Raw genomic sequence first — 21,572 nt, forward strand, 5'->3', positions numbered from 1 at the left:
GTGGGGTTGGAAAAAGGGTGAGATTCGTTGACAATATCATGAGGCAATTTTAAAATCAAAAAAAATGGAGCCTACCCATGAACAGCATTTTCTTCACGGTCATAACGTTACTATTACTGACCGCTGGCGTGCTTTTATTGATGCAAGAGTTCAATAAAACGAAAGTGTCAAAAGACGTCAGTGAACCGCCGCAGCCTGAATTGATGTCGAAAGAGGAGGGGGAAGATCATTTCTCCGTATTGATGAACGCCGTGACGCCGGTCTGGTACTGGCGAGTAAATCACGAATATATCGATTTCCTCCATGCGACAATTAAGCGAATGAAAATGGCCGAAATTAATGATACGCCCGGCCTGTTCGACGCGCAGCGCCGCTGTAGCGACCTTAATTCGGCGGTCTATAAATATTACGACAATATCAAAAAGCGCTGTCTGAATGGCGAGAAGGTGTCGTACTCCGATTTAGATGTATTAAATCTGCGCCAGTGTTTTCGTGAGTTTAGCCTGGAAGCCTACCCGGAACTGGTCGCGCTGGTCTGGCCGGAGTATGCGCGTCCGGATGTAGATCCCAACGAGGTATAGTTGAGATATACTCAGCGCTGGTTTCGTTTGCAGACAGGATTTTATGGAACGCTTCTTTGAAAACGCAATGTATGCCTCTCGCTGGCTGCTCGCACCCGTCTATTTTGGTCTCTCCCTGGCGCTGGTCGCCCTGACGATTAAGTTCTTTCAGGAGATATTCCACGTCCTGCCAAACATTTTCTCCGTGGCAGAAGCCGATTTGATTCTGGTTCTACTGTCGCTGGTAGATATGACGTTGGTGGGAGGATTACTGGTGATGGTGATGTTCTCCGGTTATGAGAATTTCGTCTCTCAGCTTGATATCGCCGAGCACAAAGAAAAGCTCAGCTGGCTGGGGAAAATGGACGCCTCATCGCTGAAGAATAAAGTCGCGGCGTCGATTGTTGCAATTTCGTCTATTCACCTGTTACGCGTCTTTATGGACGCGAAAAACGTCCCGGATAATAAGCTGATGTGGTATGTGATTATCCACCTGACGTTTGTGCTGTCGGCGTTTGTGATGGGGTATCTGGATAAGATCAGTAAGAAATAAATTCACCACGCCCCCTCTCCCTGTGGGAGAGGGGGCGTGGTAAGGGCAGCAGGCCGCACTATTTATCCGACGACGCCTGCCACAAATTCAGCTCACCATCCGCAACGTGCTGGTCAATCCGCATCAGTTCATCTTCGCTAAAGCGCAGGTTATTCAGCGCCTGAACGTTCTCTTCCAGCTGCTCCGGGCGGCTCGCGCCAATCAGTACCGACGTTACACGCTCATCTTTCAACAACCAGCTTAGCGCCATCTGCGCCATCGTCTGCCCGCGCGCGTGCGCCATCTCGTTCAGCAGACGAAGGCTGCTCAGGTTGGCTTCCGTCAGCATTTTCTCCGTCAGGCCGCGCACTTTTTTCCCTTCGCGCTGCATACGTGAACCGTCCGGAATGCCGTTCAGGTATTTTCCGGTGAGCAGGCCCTGTGCCAGCGGGGTAAAGGCGATACAGCCCGTTCCGTTTTTCTCCAGCGCGTCCAGCAGGCCGGTCTTGTCGACCCAGCGGTTAAGCAGGTTGTAAGACGGCTGGTGGATCAAAAGCGGGATCTTCCACTCGCGCAGCAATTTGGTCATCGCCGCCGTGCGTTCCGTGGAGTAAGACGAAATGCCGACATACAGCGCTTTTCCGCTCTGCACCGCGTGTGCCAGCGCGGCGGCGGTCTCTTCCATCGGCGTGTTTTCGTCTACGCGGTGAGAATAGAAAATATCCACATACTCCACACCCATGCGGTTCAGGCTCTGGTCGAGGCTGGCGAGCAGGTACTTACGTGAACCGCCCGAACCATACGGTCCTGGCCACATGTCGTAGCCCGCTTTGGTGGAGATGATCAGCTCGTCACGATAGCCGGCAAAATCCTCCCGCAGCAGGCGGCCAAAATTCTCTTCAGCGCTGCCCGGAGGGGGGCCGTAGTTGTTGGCAAGGTCAAAGTGGGTAATGCCGAGATCGAAGGCCTTACGCAGCAGCGCGCGCTGGGAATCGAGCGGCTGAACGTGACCGAAGCTGTGCCACAGGCCCAGCGACAGTGCCGGTAAGCGCAGGCCGCTTTTGCCGCAGTATCGGTACTGCATGTTTTCGTATCGGCCGGTGTAAGGGTGCCAGGACATGATGTCTCCTTTCTTGTCGGTGAATTTTCGAAACAACGTTTTCATTCTATGCCGACTCGATAATGAAAAAAGTATATTTTCTACAGTATCTGCCGATAACGAGGGGAGTACTCGCCTCTGGGCGAATTCACCCTCACGGCAAGGAATACTCAATGAAGATGCTTCGTAATTTCACCATCCGTTTCGTCATGCTGACGATACTGGGGATCTTTTGTGTCATGTGGGCAGGCGTGGGGCTTTACAGCACCTGGTCTCTGTCTCGTGTTTCTGATGGTAATGACGTTGACCGCCAGCTGGTCCGGCAAATGACGGTGCTGAGCCAGGGCAACGATCAGTATTTCCGTTTCGTCACCCGCCTGAGCCGGGCAATGGAAGTTAAAGCGGCGGGCGGCACGCCGGACCTGGCTCCTGCTCAGCAGGCGCTGGATAACATGAGTAAAAAGCTGGCAGAGATGAAAGCTATCTCCCCGGGCCCGATGGATGAAAAGGTGTCTGCGCAGGTGATTTCCACCTGGCAGGCGCTGCTCGATCAGGGCGTTACACCGCAGATGGCGCAGGCGAAGCAGGCGACGCTCGAAGGTTATCGTCAGCATGCCAACAACGTCACGCCGCCGCTAAGCCGTGCATTCGGGTCAGCGGCTGAGAACTTTAACAATACCGCGGCGAAGGCGCTCGACAGCACGCGCGTGGTGGTCGACGGCCTCACCAGCATGACCCGGACGGTAATTATCACCGCCACGATCGTGGGTCTGCTGATCCTGCTTTTCACCGACCGCTACCTGGTGGCGATACTGGTAAAACCGCTGGATCGTATCCGTCAGCAGTTCCGCCAGATTGCGCAGGGCGACCTCAGCCAGCCGATTGAATCTTTGGGCCGCAACTGCGTGGGGCAACTGGTACCGCTGCTGAGTGCAATGCAGGACAGCCTGCGGGAGGCGGTCAGCACGATTCGTTCCGGCAGCGAGAATATCTGGCGCGGGGCAACGGAGATCTCCAGCGGGAATAACGATCTTTCTTCGCGTACCGAAGAGCAGGCCGCCGCGCTGGAAGAGACCGCGGCCAGCATGGAGCAGCTTACCGCAACGGTGAAGCTGAACGCCGAAAGCGCGCGCCAGGCCAGCCAGCTTGCGGATGTCGCCTCCAGCACGGCCAGCCGCGGCGGGTCGCTGGTGGAAGATGTGGTTACGACCATGAGCGGCATTTCGGACAGCTCGAAAAAAATCGCTGAAATCACCACCGTTATCAACAGCATCGCTTTCCAGACTAATATTCTGGCGCTGAACGCCGCGGTGGAAGCCGCCCGGGCCGGGGAGCAGGGGCGAGGCTTTGCGGTCGTGGCGGGTGAGGTACGTAATCTGGCCAGCCGCAGCGCGAATGCGGCCAAAGAGATCGAAGGGCTGATTGCGGATTCCGTTGCCCGCGTGGAGCAGGGGGCGCAGCTGGTGAACGATACCGGCACCACGATGGAAGCAATCCTGCGCGACGTGACGGAAGTGACCGTCATTATGAAGCAGATCGCCACCGCGTCAGAGGAGCAGAGCAAAGGAATTTCTCAGGTCGGCGTTGCCATCACGCAGATGGACGGCGTGACCCAGCAGAACGCCTCGCTGGTGGAGCAGGTTTCCGCCGCCGCCGCCGCACTGGAACGGCAGACCGAAGAACTCCAGCGCTCAGTGCAGAAATTCCGTCTCACCGCGTAACCTCATCGTGTCAGGCCGTCTCTGGCGGCCTGACGTTTATCGCTCTGAATAATCTGTGTTACCTGCGACAGCTGACCAATTTTCACTTCGCTTGCCCGCATAAATTTACTTTTGTCGATCAGTAGCAGCGACTGGCTGGCGCGGTTTAACAGCAGCGCCTTAAAGCCCGCGTTGTGCTCGGACGGATCCCAGAGAAGCCATGCTCATCGACCCCTTCACACGAGAAGATAAACAGATCGATCTCCAGCCCTTTTAGCTGCGTCACCAGCGCCGGATTAACATAGCAGCGATACTTACGCTCAAGCGTTCCGCCGGAGCAGATAAGCGTGATCCGCTCGCGCTTTGCCATCTCGTGGCAGACAGGCAGGCTGTTGGTAAATACGGTGAGGTCGATGTCCGGCAACTGGCGCGCCAGATGAAAGCAGGTTGAGCTGGCGTCGAGGGCGATGGTCATCCCTTCGCTGATCCAGCCCAGCGCGTGGCGGGCAATATCGGCTTTGTCGGCATAATGGCTTTTCAGGCGTGCGCCAAAGGGTTCACCGCTGTCGCGGCTGTCCGGGTGAATCAGACGCGCGCGCCCGTGCTGGCGCAGAAGCTTCCCCTGCTGCTGCAACGACTTCAGATCCCGGCGGATCGTCTCTTTGCTGACGGAGAGCTTTTCAGCCAGCACCTCGGTAGTCAGCCAGTCGCTTTGACTCAGCAGGGTGATAAGGCTCTGCTGTCGGGTCGCTTTTAGCGTCTGGTCTGACATACGAGGCTCCTTGCGCACGCGTGCTGACGCATTTTTCTCATCGCGGAAGAAGGGCGGCGAACCGCCCGGTCATGGATCAACCCTGACGTTTATCTTCCGTCTGGGTATCGAAGTCGCTTGCTGAATGACGCTCATGCAACTGCTCGTTCAGCTCGCCGTTGGTACGGTTAACAATGCGCCCGCGTTTCACGGCCGGACGATTCGCCACATCTTTTGCCCAGCGCTGCACGTTGGTGTACTTCCCGGCATCCAGGAACTCGGCGGCGTTATAGACGCTGCCCAGCGCCACGCAGCCAAACCATGGCCAGACTGCCATATCCGCAATGGTATATTCCTCACCCGCTACGTAACGACCGCGCGCCAGCTGTTTGTCCAGCACGTCGAACAGGCGTTTAGCTTCCATGGTGAAGCGATCGATAGCGTACTCAATCTTCACTGGCGCGTAGTTATAGAAGTGGCCAAAACCGCCGCCGAGGAACGGGGCCGCGCCCTGTAACCAGAACAGCCAGTTCAGGGTTTCCGTTCGTCCTGCCGGATCTTTTGGCAGGAAGTGACCAAATTTCTCGGCCAGATAGAGCAGGATATTGCCGGATTCAAAGACGCGCGTTGGCGGGGTGGTGGAGTGGTCACGCAGGGCCGGGATCTTCGAGTTCGGGTTCACGTCGACAAAACCGCTGGAGAACTGATCGCCCTCGCCAATGCGGATCAACCATGCGTCGTATTCCGCGCCCGTCACGCCCAGCGCCAGCAGCTCTTCCAGCATGATGGTAACTTTCTGTCCATTCGGCGTACCGAGTGAGTACAGCTGGAGCGGGTGTGCGCCCACAGGTAGCTCTTTCTCGTGCGTCGCGCCCGAGACGGGACGGTTGATATTGGCGAACGCGCCGCCGTTATTCTGTTTCCATTCCCACACTTTCGGTGGCTGATAGGTGTTATCTGACATGTTGGCCTGCCTCTTTGGTGTTGTGTTGAGGCAGTGTAGCAGGAGATGCAGGAACCGTTTAACGATGCGAGCGTAATGGGCAGGGCGGGTGTATGATAACGCCACCTCTGTCAGTTAATTACAACGTGCAGACGACGACAACCCCACAAAAAAATTGCCGCCTGCCTGTTTTAGGTTGGACACATGCGTAAAGGAACGTTAAGCAGTGACGCCCCCTTCGGGACGTTATTAGGTTATGCGCCGGGTGGCGTGGCGATTTACTCTTCAAATTACGGCAGTCTCGATCCGCGTCACTACCCGGAAGATGCGGAATTCCGCAGCTATATCGGCAACGAGTACATGGGCCATAAATGGCAGTGCGTTGAGTTTGCGCGCCGTTTCCTGTTTCTCAATCACGGGTTTGTCTTTACCGACGTCGGGATGGCGTGGGAGATCTTCTCCCTGCGTTTTTTGCGCCAGGTGGTAAACGACAATATTCTGCCGCTACAGGCCTTTGCCAATGGCTCAAAACGCGCGCCGCAGGCCGGTGCGCTGCTCATCTGGCAAAAGGGCGGTGAGTTTCATGAGACCGGCCACGTCGCCGTCATTACCCAGCTGCTGGATGACAGAGTGCGCATTGCCGAGCAGAACGTTATTCACTCCCCGCTGCCGATGGGGCAGCAGTGGACGCGCGAGCTGCGTCTGAGCGTGGAGGACGGTTGCTATACGCTTCATGACACGTTCAACGATACCGAGATCCTCGGCTGGATGATCCAGACGGAGGAGACGGAACACAGTATTCCTCAGCCGGAGATCGACGGTGAACTGCTGAAAATCAGCGGCGCGCGGTTGAAGAACAACCGCCAGTTCGACGGAAAATGGCTCAATGAAAACGACGCCCTGCAACAGGCGTACGTTCGCGCCAACGGCCACGTTATCAACAACGATCCCTGCCAGTACTTCACCATTACCGAAAGCGCCGAGCAGGAGCTGATCAAAGCCACCAACGAACTGCACCTGATGTACCTTCATGCCACCGACAAGGTGCTGAAAGACGACAGCTTACTCGCGCTTTTCGACATCCCAAAAATCCTCTGGCCGCGTCTGCGCCTCTCCTGGCAGTGGCGTCGCCACCATATGATCACCGGTCGTATGGATTTCTGCATGGATGAGCGCGGCATTAAGGTTTACGAGTACAACGCGGATTCCGCCTCCTGCCATACCGAGGGCGGGCTGATTCTTGAAGAGTGGGTGAAAAACGGCTATCGCGGCACCGGCCACAATCCGGCGGAAGGCTTGCTGGAGGAGCTGACCGGCGCATGGAAGCACAGCCACGCGCGGCCGTTCGTCCATATCATGCAGGACAACGATATTGAAGAGGATTACCACGCGCTCTTTATTCAGCGCTCGCTGATCCAGGCCGGGTTTGAAACCAAAATCCTGCATGGACTGGGCGCGCTGAGCTGGGATGCCGCCGGGCAACTGATTGATGATGAAGGCCGTCACGTTAACTGCGTATGGAAAACCTGGGCATGGGAAACGGCGATTGAGCAGATCCGCGAGGTGAGCGAAACCGAGTACGCCGCCGTGCCTATCCGCACCGGTCACCCGCAAGGTGAAGTGCGCCTGATTGATGTCCTGCTGCGTCCGGAAGTGCTGGTCTTTGAACCGCTGTGGACGGTGATCCCAGGTAACAAGGCGATCCTGCCGGTGCTGTGGCAGCTCTTCCCGAACCACCGTTACCTGCTGGATACCGATTTTGAGGTCAACGATCTGCTCAAACGGACCGGTTATGCCGTTAAACCGATCGCCGGACGCTGCGGGAGCAATATCGATCTGATCGGCGCCCAGGACGAACTGCTGGACCAGTCCAGCGGCAAGTTTGTTGACCGCAAGAATATCTACCAGCAGCTATGGTGCCTGCCGAAGGTTGACGGCAGATACATTCAGGTCTGCACCTTTACCGTGGGCGGGAACTATGGCGGAACCTGTCTGCGTGGGGATAACTCGCTGGTGGTGAAGAAAGAGAGCGATATTGAACCGCTGATTGTGGTGAAGGATAACTAATTCATACCCGCGAAAAAAAAGCCCCCGCCGGATAACCTGCGGGGGCTTTTTCTTACTCTTCTTTCTCGTCCTGCTGCTCGCTGATCTTCAAATCAATGATCCGGCCAATCTGGTCATGGTAAACCGTCAGCAGGTTGTACTGGCTCATCTCGGACATAATTTGCGGCGTGACGTTAAAACTTTGGGCAAGCTCGTCATGGCGCAACATTTCCGGATGACGCCGCCTCACATGCGCGCGGCGGCGATTGTACTGATACCACAGGATCAGCAGCCAGCCGTTGAACGCGGCAATCAGCAGATAAACCAGCACTGTATTAAACGAGGCGATAATTACGTTCCAGCGGTGATCGCCCTCCTCGGTTAACTGCATCCACAGCCTGGCGTACAGGAAAAACAGGAATCCTCCCCAGGCTATCAGCGTTAATGCAGCATCGAAAAGACGCGGTGCCAGCCGATGTTCAGTCAAAATTAACGTACTCTCGTTCATTGAATGCTCCCTTTACCCCGGTCCGGACTGATCCAGCGCGCGCGGGCGCGTTTACGTTTAAGCATGACTTTCGGAAATGCCACGAGGGTGGTAAACAGGCCAATCATCCAGTACACCATCGGGAACCAGATTACCCAGAACAGCGAGCCTGCCACATTCCGCTCGTAGCGCCGCTCGATATACAAACTGACGAGGAATTGCAGCAGGCACATTACGCCCAGCAGCAGCCCGGTAAACGCCGGGGGAAACAGGCTCGCAACGGCCAGGTTCGCGGGAAGAGGGATAATATGGCTGAGAATGAACAACACCACGGTCGCCCCATAGGCAAATGCCCACAGCGTTGATAGGGCGTACTCGAGAAACAGGGGCCACATGCGATGATGCTCCCAGCGGGCCATCTTGCGCAGGTTAACCAGAAACACCTCTGCACCCCCCTGCGCCCAGCGCAGACGCTGTTTCCACAGTCCCTTTAGCGTCTCCGGCATCAGGATCCAGCACAGTGCCCGCGGCTCGAAAAAGATATCCCAGTGGCGAAGCTGAAGCTTCCAGCTTATGTCGATATCCTCTGTGATCATATCCGGACTCCAGTACCCGACATCCGCCAGCGCCTGTCGGCGAAAGGCGGCGATGACGCCGGAGACGGTAAAGACCCGGCCATAGATCCGCTGCGTTCGCTTGATGAGGCCAATAATGGAAGAAAACTCGCCCACCTGAATACGACCAATCAGCGTTGAGCGCGTGCGAATACGCGGATTTCCGGTGACGGCCCCAACGTGGGGATACTGAATCAGCGGTGCCACCAGATACGCCGCGGTGTCGCGGTCGAGCAGGGCGTCGCCGTCAATGCAGACCAACAGATCGCCCCGGGCCGCCGCAGCGCCGGCCTTGAGCGCCACGGCTTTCCCCTGGTTCTCCGCGAGATTAATCACCCGCAGGCGCGGCTGCTCCCGCGCCAGCTGTTGCAGTACCTCCGCCGTGTTATCAGAAGAACCGTCGTTGATGGCGATAACTTCTACATTCCAGTACCGCTGATCCAGCGCGGCGCTAATGGTCTCCCGTGCGTTGCGTTCCTCATTGAAGCAGGGAATAAGAATCGAGATTAACGGCTCACCGGCTAAGGCGGGGGCGGGTGTTGCGTTATCCCACGACCAGTGCCGTTCAAGCTGAAACCAGAAATAGAGGCCGCCGGTTACCCAGAGCACGGACATAAACAGCGGCCAGAAAAAGACAAAGTCCAGAATCAGTTCGCCAGTAAACAGCGCGGCTACGCCTAACGGCAACCCGAATACCAGACACAAAATAGAGAAGGCGATAATGCGATCAGTCATTGTCAGGATACCAGTACGAAGAAAATTCAGGCCTGATACGCGAAATATCAGGTTGGTTGTTGAGGAAGTCGTCGGGGTAATAACCGTAATTTTTGATGCCGTTCAGCTGGAGCACCCGCATCCACTCCACCAGACGTTCATCGGCTACGGCACGCTGCGGTTTCTGTGCCCAGTCCCTGGCCTGTAGCTCAAAAATCGTTTTATTTAGCGCGCCGGGGCGTGCGGCGACGGCTTTGACTAAACGCGTCAGCCAGGCATTGCTCTCTTCTGCCGGGACGGACTCCATCAGCGGCATTGCCATCGGCACCGTCCAGTCGTAGGCCGCCAGAAAATCATCCAGATTTTGCGCAAACCATGCCTCGCTTTCCGGCTCGAGAATGGGTAACGCGAACATGTTCCGCGCGGTTTTGATCTGCGGGCCACGGATGTTTTTCACCGCCTGGCTCAGGGTGCGGGTAAAGCCGATAAGCCGCTGGCTCTTCTGCCGGGTCGTATCCTGTCCGGCATCGTCAACGTCCGTCAGCACTGCGTCGTCATGGAACAAGATCCCGTTGAAGCTGGCATAGCGGGCCAGATCTTCATAGATCTCCGTCACCTGCTGGCGAACCTGCGGACTCCAGGGGGAGAGCCGGATATAGGGCTCGGCGGCCACGGTCAACTCTCCCGTTTGACGCTCACGGCGCTGCACGCGCGGCAAGGCTGGACTGAGATCGAAAGAGAGAACCGGCATCCACGCGAAGACTTTCACTCCCGCGCGGGTTTGTAGCTGCCAGGCGACAAAATTAAAGAGATCGGCCCGGACCGGAAGACGACGGTTGGGGAAATAGAGCGCGCTGATCCTGCCGTCGCCCCGCGGATCCGAAAACGCCTGGAGAAACACATGGCTGATTTTCATGTCGTAGACCCGCTGGACGAGTTTGTTGATGTTTTTCGTCTGCTGGGCCGGATCGGGATCGTAGACGTAATCAAGATCAACATGCATGACGCGCACCGGTTCAAACTCCTGAACGCGGCTAACCGTGTTGGCAAAGGTTTTTATCGACGGATTTCCGGCAATCAGCAGGCGCGGGATGTTGCCGAGGTCGCGCACGTTTGCCAGCCCGTCCTCCAGGGTAAAGGCCAGCTGATAGCCCTGTTTCTGGGCGATAGCGAGCGATGTACCGTTAGCAGCCCCATAGGGCCACACCCAGGCACGCGGCGCTTTTCCCGTCACCTGGGTGATTTTATCGGTGACTTTCCGTACGTCTGCGGCGATCCGCTGATTGAAGTGTTCATCGGTTTCGTAATGCCCCGTCGCGTTATCAAAAAAACGGTTAGCGATGGCGGGTTCACGGCTTCCCTGCGGGTTGGCCGGAATGCCGTAATGCGAGGCCCAGGTATGCGAGCCAATCTTAATCAGCGGGGACTGGCTGAGCTCGCGAACCATATCCCAGGTGGCAAAGCGATCGCGGGGCGTCATCAGACCGCCGAAGTTAACTTTTTGATTTGCCGGCGTATCCACCCAGCTGCCCACCGGTGCCCACAGCGCAGGAACGTTCCAGGCCTGAAGCAGGGGCCAGACCCGGGTGTAAAAACTGCTATAACCGTCGTCGAAGCTGAGCAAAACGGCTTTCGGCGGCAGCGCTTTTTTTCCTTCATGCGCATCCAGAATGTCCTGCACGCTAATGGCGTGATAGCCGTTGTGCAAAAGCCAGCTTATCTGCTCGTTTAACGCGCTGGTGCGAACGGAGAGGTAGCGCTGATCGGCGGCATCATCTTCGACGTCGTGGTAGGCCAGGACCAAAAACTGATTCTCCGGCCAGGGTTTGCTGGCCTCCAGCTGCGGCCTCTCTTCAGGGGCCATAAAGGAGAGCGGCTGCGCGCAGAGGCTCGCGCTGAGGCAGAGCCAGCCGATGACGATCAGGCTTACAGAAAAACGTGTGTTCAGCATATTCATCCTTAAAAGCGTAAAGTCGCATCTAACGTGACGGAGAGATTGCTCTCGCGTTTGCCGTCGTAAGGGCGCTTATCCCAGTTCAGCATCACGCCAGTATCGACAACGTTGTTCCACTGGATGCGTTGCCCGTAACCCAGCAGGGTAACGGCGCCAGGTGACTGATTTTTCTGCCAGTAGCTGCCCCCGCCTGCCACGAACTGCTGGCTCCAGAGAGTGTCGTAGTGGCGGTACATCTCATGGTCAACGGACAGGGCAGCCGTCACGGACAGATCCCGTGCCGGGTTGTAATAGAGCGTATTCCGCAGGCTGTTTTTACTGGCGGCGATCCCCGGTTCGAGATCCAGCGTCAGGGTCGGGGTCTGCCAGAGACGCTCTTTCCCAGAGAGGGTGTATTCCTGACGGCGGTTGTGGTCTGAGAAGCGGCTGATTGCGGCGTTGAACTGGTATTCACGTCGCTCGTTTTGATACCAGCGCACCCCACCTTCACCCCGGTTGGCGCTAATCCCATTGCGTAATGCCCGTAAGGGTGTGGCGCGTGACAAGCGCTCGAGGTTACCACTGACCTGCCAGTTATCACTCAGGCTGTAAGTTGTTGAGAGCCGTGCGCCCGGCCTGTTTTTGCCGTGATAGTGGTTGCCGGAGAGCTCGGCTTCGAGCGTGAGGTCACGGGGGCGCCACTCAACGCCGCCCAACAGGTGGCGGCTGATGCCTTTACCTTCGTCGAAATTCCCCTGGGCATAGCGGGTGCCGGCAAACAGCCGCCAGCTATCCGCCACGGGCGGGCCATAGAGCGTGGCGTCCCAGTTCATGTCGTGGCTACCGCTGACGGGGTTATCTGAGTGCAATCCTTTACCCGCCTTCAGACGCAGCTCAGACATATGGTGGACCATTCTGAGTCTGTCCAGGCGACGGGCGCTGCGATCGGCGGGGGCGCGAGCAATTACGTTATTAGCCAGTAAATCCATCTGGCGCCACTCCTGAAGGTCCATTGCGACGTAAGCCTGCTGTTTTTCAAGCTCCAGATTCGTGGGTTCGAGCGCCTCTGCTCGTTTAAGCTTTTGCTCGGCCGCGCGCGGCAGGCCTCTGGCCTGAAGCAGGGCGGCATAATCAATCTGTAATCCCTGATTTCCCGGCGCCGTTGACGCCAGACGATACGACAGCTTTTCGGCCTCCGGCAGGGCGTTGGTTGCCAGCAAATAGTTAAATTTGAGTGACTGCCCGGTAAGCCACCGATCGTTTGGCTGGGCGGCGGGGGACCCGAAATCGTAGCGGGTCCAGGGAACGCTGCGGGTCTCGCGCTCAACGTAGCGGCGGGCGGCCTGATACTGCCCCGTATCCAGCCAGGCGTAGAAAAGCGCATGCTCCTCATCCTGCGGATCGGAGGCGTAGTGTGGATAGCGTTGCACAAGCGAGAAGGCGGCAACGGTGTTTTTCTCCTGCAAATATGCAGAGATCACCCAGCCGATGGCCCAGTCCGGCACCGGATGCTGTGCGGCCGTCAGCGACTCATATTCGCTAATGACCTGCCGGTAATTACCCTGCGCATACAGGGCGCCAAGCCGATCGATACGGGCAAGGATGACGTCTTCAGCCGCCTGCGGGTCGTTTTGCCAGCGGGAAAGCAGGGCGTGATAGCGATCTAACGCGTTTTGTGCCAGCCGCAGGCGCTCTTTCTCCGTTCTGCCAGGCACATCCGCCAGGCGTACCCGTTCAGCCGCGGCGTTACGCTCAAGGCGGCGACGCTCCGCGCGGGACATCGCCGCGTTTTGTGACAGCCAGAGTGCGGGCGTGCTTACCCGGTTATCCGTTAGCGCATCGATCGTCTCGCGAAGAAGGGCCTCATTCCCTGGCGCGGCGCTTAGTGCGCGCATGTCAGCCAGCAGCCGATCCCTGTTTTTTCCCTGGCGCATCCAGACATAGGAGAGCGTCTCAAGGTGCGCGGGAGAAGGATTGTCTTTAACCAGCTGCCGGGCTTCCGAAAGCGCGAGGCGATCTTTGCGGGCATCGGCCAGAGTCTTCACATAGCCGATGCGGTAATCGTCGTTATCCGGCGCAAGGCTGAGCGCCTCTTTCCACAGCGATAAGGCCGATGGCCAGGCTTTTTGGTTTCTTCTGGACTGGGCGACGGCAGCGATGGCGCGAGCGGGCAGCGGCATATAAATACCATAACGCTGCCAGACCCGGATAACTTCGTCATCGCGTCCTGCCCAGGAGGCTACCTGTAACCAGTCCGCAACCTGTCCGGGTGTTAAAGCATGTTGTTGCTCATAGCGCTGTAGGTAATCAAGAAACAGAGCGTAATTACCGTTACGTGCCTGTTGTATCTGATGCTCATAAACGGATTCATCAGCCTGAACCAGAACAGGAAAGAGTAAAAGCAGGAACAATAATATTGTGGTGCGATAAAAGAATAACGTAGTGAAGCTAAGCGATCTTTCCATATCTATTTGCCATTTGTTTATTGTGAATCCATTGCATAACACGGCCGCCTTTTAACTCTGCGTTAAAGGGCATAAAGGAGAACATTAAATCTGAATGATGCTACGTTATGGGGTACTTACTTAAAGGTAATTATGAGCCCTCATCTCAGTGGTCTGATTGGGCTTAATGTACACCCGATGTGTTGGGGGATAAATAAGTTGAAAAGCGGCTGGGAGGTTTTGAGATAATTCTGGGAGAAGTAAGTTTTTTAGATAATTCAGTGCAGGGTTGGTGTTTTTAGTTGATTGATATTAAATGATTTTTCTTTCTCTTTTTCCTGTTTTGTTATATTCGAAATGAAGTTCTTCTGAGTTAATTAAAGTACTTTCTGGTGCATGTTTGGGAAGTTTCATGACAAAAATTCTTAATGTTCAGAGAAGTGACTTTTCTGAAATTCTTTTTTATTTATAATTAACGCCAGGCATTGAGTGATAGTCTGCAAAAAGTCTAGCTCACCAATGTCATATTGAGGGATGATCAAAGCCAGAAAACATTTGCCGTTAATGTAAAACGCTATAAACGAAAGCGTTCTTGTTTCTTAAGAGGCGGGCTTGCTTTAATCTAAAAGGGATGGTTAGTGGCGACTTCAATAGTGTTAGTGACTCAGGATTGTTTCCTTGTCAGGGGGATGCGGCTATTTTTCCCGGATATAATTTGCCTCAGTTCGATAGACAGAAACATATTTGATACCGACGCAAATGAATATACTGTACTGATTGATAGCCGTACGCCGCTCCGTTTATATGATTACCTGATACGCCATCCGGCCAGAACGAGAAAAACGATCTGCTGCGTTATGCTGGATATGCGTCCTCGAGAGGAGGATCTTCTCAGTATGAAGCTGTTTATGAACACGTCGCTTACGGCTCCGGATATGGCGTCGTTATTCAATCTGGTGCTCGATATGAAAGGCAGGCGTCTGACCACCAAATGGCTGCTTAACTTACGGCTGAGTCGACACGAAGCGATAATGATCCGGTTGCTGAAGGCAGGGAGGTCAATGGAAGAGATTGCAGATAAGCTGAATATGTCGGTTAAAAGTCTCTATCGCAAGCGAACGGTGCTGTCAGAGCGGTTAGGGGCAGGGAATTTCAACGAGGCGTGTTTGTTTATCTTTAAAAACAAACTGCTGGACGCGGTTGGGAACGATCCCTAGCTTCGTCAGAAGCCAAAAGCAGAAACCCGCCACGAGGGCGGGTTCTTTTAATGGAAATAATTCAGAACGACCAGCGCAGATTGGCGTTAACCGAGTTGACGCGGGTATCCGCACCATATTGTCCCTGGTAACCCACATCCAGCGTCGCAGCACGCGACAGCTGTACGCTCACGCCGATATCACCGACCATCACATCCTCATCCACGGCCTGTCCCTGAGTAATGAACGCGTCGCTGCCCGCAAACGCCATGCGCGAAGAGGTATTCTTATCGCCATAGGCGTGCTGCCAGCCCAATGAACCGTAGAGGTTAACGTGCTTCGGCAGCTCGGTCACACCGCGCAACCCGAGTGTCGTGTAGAAGGTGTTCATCGTTTCGTTACGGACGCTCAGCGCAGCGGCACCGCCGTCTTCCCTGAAGCTGTCGGTATGTAGCCGGATGTACGATAAATTGACGAACGGCTCAATATTCCTGTCTGGCTGGCCGAAACGGTAGCCCGCTTCGGTGAACGCCAGCAGGGAGTTGGCGTCGTAATCTGACTTCAGCCGATCCGAGAAACCGCTGAAATCAACATTGCGCTCGCCTTCGATCTTGTGCCAGGTATAACCCAGCGCGCCGCGAAGGGAGAACGCATCCTGTTGACCCGCCGCATACAGGCCAAGGTGATAGTTGTCGGTATCCGTTGAGGAGCGACGGCTGTCGACGTCGTAATCACCCCGGCTGTAGCCGAAGTAGCCGCCGACACGCACGTTATGGTCCGCCAGCTTGCGATCTGCCCCCAGCAGGAAGCCGGTGGTGTTGCCGTCCAGCTTGCCCACGTTACCGTCGCCGCTGTTTCGGCTCCAGGAGCTGAAGGTCTGGCCCCAGACGCCATTGTTTTGCGGCTCCGGCTGCTGCACCAGCGACATGGCTAACGGTGGTATCGGCAGGCTGTCGTTATCAAACGCGCGCTGCATGCGCTGGTTTAACACGTTAAACACCTGCGTGCTGCCAGCGATCAGGTTGGACTGCATTGACGGATAAACTTCACCAGAAAGCTGGTTGAACGCCTCGCGCGCTTCCGGCGCGCTTAGCAGAAGCAGCGAGTTATACAGCGCCAGAGACTGGCCGCTTTGCGTCAGCGTGGAGAGCGCGCCAGCGGTATTCCACTGGTTGCTGCTTTGGGCCACGGTCTGGAAAATGCCCGGCTTGCCGCTGCCCGGGTTTTCACCTCCGGGGTTTTCACCACCAGGATTCTCACCGCCAGGATTTTCACCTCCGGGGTTTTCACCGCCAGGATTCTCACCGCCCGGGTTTTCGCCTCCGGGGTTTTCACCACCAGGATTCTCACCGCCAGGGTTTTCGCCTCCGGGATTTTCTCCTCCAGGATTCTCGCCACCGGTCTCTTTCTGCGCGATGGTCAGATCGACGGCATTGGTGCTTTGCTTAAGCGCCACGTCGAGGAAGGCGGATTTGGAGATCGCGCCGGCGAACTCACCGTCAATTCCCCCGTCGGAGGTCAAAATGCGGTAGCTTTGGCCCGTTTTATAGCTGGTTTGCGGATCCAGCGCGGTGACCTGTACCTTAGCCTGATTGCTGATGGTGGTTTTGCCCGATACCAGTAGCTGGTCGCTGCGGCCATCTCCTGCGATATCGACGTCATAGAAGGATTCGCCGATAAAGTTCAGATAGCGTTTCAGCGTCAACGTACCGATAGTGCCGTCGCCGGGCGAGATATGTCCGCCGGACAGGATCTCGGTCTGGCCCAGCGTCCCGTTGCCGCCCAGCGTGCCGCCGGACTTGATTGACGCGGCGCTGCTGTAACCCACCCCGTTGCTGACGTCTGAACCCGCCGTCGCATTGAGGATCAGCGTGCCGCCGTTCTCCGCGCTAAGCGTCTGGACGTCAAAAATATCGTCTTCTGGTTGGGTATTAATATTGCTGGCAATAATGACTTTACCGCCCCGCGCGGTGACGTTCGCCTTGAGTGCGGAAAGATCGCCGTTCAGCGTCGTCTGCCCGGAGGTGTTGATCACATCACCTTCACCGCTCATCGTGTTGCTGAAGATGTAATTTCCGTCGGTATGGTTGAAGTAGACATAGCTGCCGAACAGTCCGCCACGCAGGCTTATTGCCGTCTTCGCATCGAGGGTACCTGCGCCGCCCGCCGTGCCAAGCGTTGGCTCAGTTAAACCCGTGCCGGTGTCCATATTGCCGCGGCTGCCGATGATGAGCGCACCCCGGTTCGAGCCGGAACCCGATGTCCCCACGATCAGCGCATTGCTGCCAGCGGAAAATGAACCGCCGTCAATCACAGACAGCACGCCATTACCGTAATCGCCCACGCTCACGCTGCTGCCGCTGGTAAAGCGTGAGTCCTCGCCCGCAATAACCAGCTCGGCGGTTTTCCCTGCCCCGGAGACGCCTGCCACCTGCACGTCGCCAACGTTAACCGTTCCGCCGTTCAGCACGTCCAGGTCACCATAAAGCGTCAACGTACGGCCAACGTTCCACTGTGAGCCGCTCCCTGTGACGGTGGCTTTCGGGCTCAGCGTGTCGGTTTCACCCGGTCCGGTACCGTTGCCGATGCGTGCATCGTAAGCGGTATTGAGCGCAGCGCCGTCTTCAATCGCAAGCGTGGAGCGTGCGCCCAGATCGGTGCCTACGCTGAGAAAATTACTGGTCACACGAGAGCCAGCACCCGTGGCGATAAGGTGGCTGTCGTAGCCGCGGGTGGTGCCGACAACAATCTCCTTTGCACTCGCCAGCGCGCCCTCTTCGACTCGCAGGGTGCCGAGGCCAAGATTCAGGTCGCCGCGCAGGACGTACCGATCGTTCACCGCGTTAAGCTCAGCGTCTGGCCCACGGACCGTGACCACGCTTTCATAAATTTTGCCGTCGAACAGCCGACCGATATTGATGTTATAGGCGGTGATTTTGCCATTATCGATCAACAGGTTTCCGCGTTGATTACGTCCAACATAAACATCTCCGGTGTAACCCAGCGTTTCGGTAATACGCGCGTCGCCATCAAAAAAGGCATCGGCTGCACGCGCTATATCGGCAGGTAAAAACAGTAACAGCGGCGCGGAAAATAGAGCGAGGTAAAGTCTGGAAAGCGGCGTCTTAACCGCTAAAGAATGCGATGTAGAGTTATTCACGGGCTATCTCCGTACTCATTAGCATGATGTCAGGAACATCGTTTTTTTATGAAAACTCAGATACGCCAGATAATGTAAAAGGCGTTATTTATGTACGCCTTTTGATGCGGCGTTAATTATTTATGTGTGACAACAGGTGTACAGGTTGGCGCGCTCAGCGTCGGTGCGGATCCTAAAATTCCCGGCATCATCATTGATGAGCAATCGAAAATACGCCCTTTTTCCGTCGTGGCGCGATAAGAGAGTTTTTGTCCTCCCAGTGCGTCCGGCTGGGCGCCATTAACGTTGGTCACAGTTATTTCATCCGATGAGCCCAGTCCCAGCATTTTAGCGGTCTCCGCCTGGAGGAGTGGAATAGCCTGATCGGTTTTCAACGTGGAACAACCGGCTAACATCAACGTAACGGTTAAAACGATTAGTGGTTTTTTCATAAATTATCCTTGATATCCAACCAGTTAATTTCACTGATTTTATTTATGTTTTCTTTTACCCAAATCAGCGAATAATATATTTCTCTTTCCTAATCGAAAAAACCCTCCTAAAGTAGGGTGGGTAGATAATAATTCATCTGTACTCTAAGATATGCGAAGGTAAAAGGAGGATCCTTTGGGACAGAATTATGCGTTAGTCGTTGATGACCATCCATTGGTAGCAAGCGGCATCGCCAATTTTCTGATTACACATTGCCAGTTTAAACAGGCGTGTGTGGTGACGAATGAGGATGATTGCTACCGACAAATTAGAGATCATGGCCCGCCACGTTTGCTGGTAATCGATTTTTGGCTCTCTTCCGGAACGGCCCTGAAATTACTCAAAGAAGTAAAACAACTTTACCCACAGGTACGACTCCTGGTGGTCAGCGGGGATGACAATAATGATATCTGGCGCAAAGTTAATGCCGCCGGGGGACACGGTTTTGTATTGAAAAGCGAGCCACCTGAGATGTTCTCGCGGGCCGTTTTCGCACTCACTGATAATCAGACCTGGTTTCCTGAGGGAAACGAAATTTCCGTTAAGGCCAATAATGAGAAGTTAAGTAAATTTAACTTAACGCCGCGACAAATAGACGTGTTAAATATGATTATGCGCGGCCTGCCAAATAAACGAATCGCCGCACAGCTTTCAATTTCTGAGCCCACGGTCAAAGAACACATCAGCAATATATTGAAAAAGATAGGCGTTAACAGCCGGGTTGAAGCCATCACGCTTCTGCATGGCAAGCAGGAACCGTCGGAATGAGGTTTTTCCAGAGCTTACAAAATGATGGTATCTCTGCTCCGGCGCAGATCCGTTTGCTAAACAACACCTTTCTGCGGCTGGTATTTAGCTTTAGTGCTGTGCCCTTTGTGGGTATTCCTTTCGCCATCTGGATTTATATGCTTGGGGACGACCTCGGCCCAACGATTATCTGGATAATTATTTATCTGCTATGTGCCGTGGCGATACGACTATTGCACCGATGCTATCAGCGTGAAGCGAAAGAAAACGGTGAGAGGGACGTCCTGCGACGCTGGCTTCCGCGTATTAATAATATTGCCTTTATTCACGGGCTGGGAATTTCTTCACTCTATTTAATTACGCCACAGACGCAGAATTTTGACTTTTTCCTGTTACTTAATATCAGCATCGCCGCCATCGTCGCCGCCAATGCGACACATCTGACGCCTGTCATTAGTACCTTCACGCGTTTTTTCTTCGCCTCCTGGGGGGTGCTGAACCTCGGTATTATCTGGCGGCTGGATGAGTTGATGTTCATCGTGCTCATGCTGAATCTACTTTACGGCTTCGCAATTTACCGCCATGCGTTAACTTCCCATGCGTTCTTTATTCAGCAAGCGCTGCTGGAGGAAAAAAGCTCACGGCTGGCGGAACAGTTTCGTCAGGCCAAAGAGGACGCGGAGCAGGCACTGCTGGATAAAAATCAGTTTCTGACCACCGCCAGCCACGATCTGCGCCAGCCTGTGCATGCTATGGGCTTTCTGATCGAAGCCATCCTCCATCGAAACCGGGACGGCAGCCTGACGCCACAGCTTCTTGACCTTCAGCAGAGCGTTCGCTCGGTACATTTAATGCTCAACTCTCTGCTCGATCTCAGCAAAATAGAATCCGGGAATGTCCTCTCTGCCCCGACCAAAGTGGATATCGGTGCTCTGCTCGACTCGGTCATCACGCTGTTTCGTGAAGAGGCCAACAGCCGCGCGCTTAGGCTGTGCATCCGGCGGCCTAAACGCCATATCTACGTGATGGGCGATCCGCTACTGGTGCGACAGTCCCTGATCAACCTGATTCAAAACGCCCTTCGCTACACGCTCCAGGGCGGGGTGCTGGTCGCCATCCGACCGCGCGGTGACGAGTGTATGGTGGAGGTGTGGGACACGGGAGTCGGTATCGCCGATGAAGAGAAGGGCAAAATCTTCTCACCTTACTACCGCCCCGAGCTGGCATGGAAGATCGACAGCGCCGGACACGGGCTGGGACTGGCCGTCGTTGCCCGTTGCGCCAAGCTGATGAAGGTGAAATACGGGATGCAATCCATTGAAGGTAAAGGCTCACGCTTCTGGATGCGCTTTACCCAATATACTGGCGAAGATAGCGTGCTGGATACCCCGCCCGCCGCTGATAACACCGCCACGCCGGTACGCTATGCGCCGCTGCACGGTTCCTGCCTGGTTGTCGATGACGACCCGCTGGTGACGTCTGCCTGGGAGAGTCTGATGAGCGTCTGGGGAATCGACGTACGCTGTGCGGCCTCAGCTGAAGAAGCGTTTGCCATAATCGACGACGGCTTTACGCCGTTCGCCGTGCTGTGCGACCAGCGCCTGCGATCCGGCGAAAGCGGCTTCGATATCCTGAAAGCGCTTTTTGAACGTCTGCCGGATATGAGCGGCGCGATAGTTAGCGGCGAATTTAATTCACCGGTTCTGCTGGAGGCGGAGCAGGAGGGGTACCTGGTACTCCGTAAGCCTCTGGAGCCAGCTAAACTGCATGCGCTGCTGACGCAGTGGTTGGGGTGTCGTTAAGGGAATGCAGAAGTAATGATTCTGGCGGGCTCAGAATGCAAAAACGGACCTCCGTGGAGGTCCGTTAATAGGAAATTTGGTGCCCGGACTCGGAATCGAACCAAGGACACGGGGATTTTCAATCCCTTTTAAAAATGGCCAAAGAAAGAACATAATTCTTATTAACTACAATTCTCGTAAGGAAGACCTTGCTGAAAAATCCATATGAGTTAAGCGAATTACTTATCTTGTTCAAAAAAAAACATACATCAACTACCAGAAAGCTACCATGTGGATAAGATATCCACTGAATGGGTGATGCAGCATAACAGAGTTTTTCTCGTTGATTTTGAACCATCGGATCTAATCTTGATTTGGTTGTAATTGGAATAAG

At 55.2% G+C, this 21,572-nt stretch carries 15 protein-coding genes and 1 pseudogene; 7 read left to right on the forward strand and 9 right to left on the reverse strand.

The window, feature by feature from the left end:
• Positions 1-77 precede the first annotated feature (77 nt).
• Together AM329_RS22300 and AM329_RS22305 are read left to right on the forward strand one after the other, a co-directional pair.
• Positions 78-581, forward strand: a complete 504-nt coding sequence (locus AM329_RS22300; RefSeq protein ID WP_003862475.1) for an ESA_00282 family adhesion-associated protein — start codon at positions 78-80, stop codon at positions 579-581.
• Between the two features lie 43 nt (positions 582-624).
• A complete protein-coding gene (locus AM329_RS22305) occupies positions 625-1,113 on the forward strand; it encodes a TIGR00645 family protein (protein ID WP_003862473.1) in 489 nt (162 codons plus the stop codon).
• A gap of 58 nt (positions 1,114-1,171) precedes the next feature.
• Here AM329_RS22305 and AM329_RS22310 read toward each other — a convergent pair whose 3' ends face one another.
• Positions 1,172-2,212 (reverse strand): aldo/keto reductase, encoded by a 1,041-nt coding sequence (locus AM329_RS22310; RefSeq protein WP_032610129.1) that lies wholly within the window; start codon positions 2,210-2,212, stop codon positions 1,172-1,174.
• 152 nt (positions 2,213-2,364) lie between these two features.
• Between AM329_RS22310 and AM329_RS22315 the strand changes: the two genes are divergently transcribed.
• On the forward strand, positions 2,365-3,912 hold the full coding sequence (locus AM329_RS22315; RefSeq protein ID WP_003862469.1) for a methyl-accepting chemotaxis protein: 1,548 nt from the start codon (positions 2,365-2,367) through the stop codon (positions 3,910-3,912).
• On the opposite strand, the pseudogene fucR reads toward AM329_RS22315, so the two are convergent.
• Both fucR and yghU read right to left on the reverse strand, forming a co-directional pair.
• Positions 3,902-4,663: pseudogene (gene fucR, locus AM329_RS22320) on the reverse strand (L-fucose operon activator). The gene AM329_RS22315 and the pseudogene fucR sit on opposite strands and share 11 nt — an antisense overlap.
• 76 nt (positions 4,664-4,739) lie before the next feature.
• Positions 4,740-5,606, reverse strand: a complete 867-nt coding sequence (gene yghU, locus AM329_RS22325) for a glutathione-dependent disulfide-bond oxidoreductase (protein WP_003862465.1) — start codon at positions 5,604-5,606, stop codon at positions 4,740-4,742.
• A gap of 183 nt (positions 5,607-5,789) precedes the next feature.
• Here yghU and gss point away from each other — a divergent pair, with 183 nt between their 5' ends.
• On the forward strand, positions 5,790-7,652 hold the full coding sequence (gene gss, locus AM329_RS22330) for a bifunctional glutathionylspermidine amidase/synthase (protein WP_003862464.1): 1,863 nt from the start codon (positions 5,790-5,792) through the stop codon (positions 7,650-7,652).
• Between the two features lie 52 nt (positions 7,653-7,704).
• Here the strand turns inward: gss and pgaD are convergent, their stop codons facing one another.
• The 4 genes from pgaD to pgaA are packed head-to-tail and all read right to left on the reverse strand — an operon-like array spanning position 7,705 to position 13,844.
• Positions 7,705-8,139: a poly-beta-1,6-N-acetyl-D-glucosamine biosynthesis protein PgaD gene (pgaD, locus tag AM329_RS22335; RefSeq protein ID WP_023323741.1), complete on the reverse strand. Its 435-nt coding sequence runs from the start codon at positions 8,137-8,139 to the stop codon at positions 7,705-7,707.
• Positions 8,136-9,467, reverse strand: coding sequence for a poly-beta-1,6-N-acetyl-D-glucosamine synthase (pgaC, locus tag AM329_RS22340; protein WP_003862462.1), 1,332 nt, complete (start codon positions 9,465-9,467; stop codon positions 8,136-8,138). Before pgaC ends, pgaD begins: the two co-directional genes overlap by 4 nt.
• Positions 9,460-11,397 (reverse strand): poly-beta-1,6-N-acetyl-D-glucosamine N-deacetylase PgaB, encoded by a 1,938-nt coding sequence (gene pgaB / locus AM329_RS22345; protein WP_075155271.1) that lies wholly within the window; start codon positions 11,395-11,397, stop codon positions 9,460-9,462. Before pgaB ends, pgaC begins: the two co-directional genes overlap by 8 nt.
• 8 nt (positions 11,398-11,405) lie before the next feature.
• Positions 11,406-13,844: a poly-beta-1,6 N-acetyl-D-glucosamine export porin PgaA gene (gene pgaA, locus AM329_RS22350; protein ID WP_032610128.1), complete on the reverse strand. Its 2,439-nt coding sequence runs from the start codon at positions 13,842-13,844 to the stop codon at positions 11,406-11,408.
• A 668-nt stretch (positions 13,845-14,512) separates the two neighbouring features.
• On the opposite strand from pgaA, the gene AM329_RS22355 reads away from it, so the two are divergent.
• A complete protein-coding gene (locus AM329_RS22355; protein WP_003862459.1) occupies positions 14,513-15,040 on the forward strand; it encodes a LuxR C-terminal-related transcriptional regulator in 528 nt (175 codons plus the stop codon).
• A gap of 61 nt (positions 15,041-15,101) precedes the next feature.
• Here the strand turns inward: AM329_RS22355 and AM329_RS22360 are convergent, their stop codons facing one another.
• Entirely contained in the window at positions 15,102-18,179 is a 3,078-nt protein-coding gene (locus AM329_RS22360; RefSeq protein ID WP_032610125.1) for an autotransporter outer membrane beta-barrel domain-containing protein, read from the reverse strand.
• Between the two features lie 116 nt (positions 18,180-18,295).
• Positions 18,296-18,610, reverse strand: coding sequence for a lipoprotein (locus tag AM329_RS22365; RefSeq protein WP_003862457.1), 315 nt, complete (start codon positions 18,608-18,610; stop codon positions 18,296-18,298).
• A 175-nt stretch (positions 18,611-18,785) separates the two neighbouring features.
• Here AM329_RS22365 and AM329_RS22370 point away from each other — a divergent pair, with 175 nt between their 5' ends.
• Positions 18,786-19,418: a response regulator transcription factor gene (locus AM329_RS22370; protein ID WP_003862456.1), complete on the forward strand. Its 633-nt coding sequence runs from the start codon at positions 18,786-18,788 to the stop codon at positions 19,416-19,418.
• The gene (locus AM329_RS22375) at positions 19,415-21,199 is read left to right on the forward strand and encodes a hybrid sensor histidine kinase/response regulator (protein WP_032610124.1); all 1,785 of its coding nucleotides are present in this window, start codon (positions 19,415-19,417) and stop codon (positions 21,197-21,199) included. The genes AM329_RS22370 and AM329_RS22375 overlap by 4 nt, the downstream gene beginning before the upstream one ends.
• Positions 21,200-21,572: the final 373 nt, after the last annotated feature.

The organism is Enterobacter cloacae complex sp. AR_0002 (assembly GCF_001922365.1).
Lineage (GTDB): Bacteria > Pseudomonadota > Gammaproteobacteria > Enterobacterales > Enterobacteriaceae > Enterobacter > Enterobacter hormaechei_C.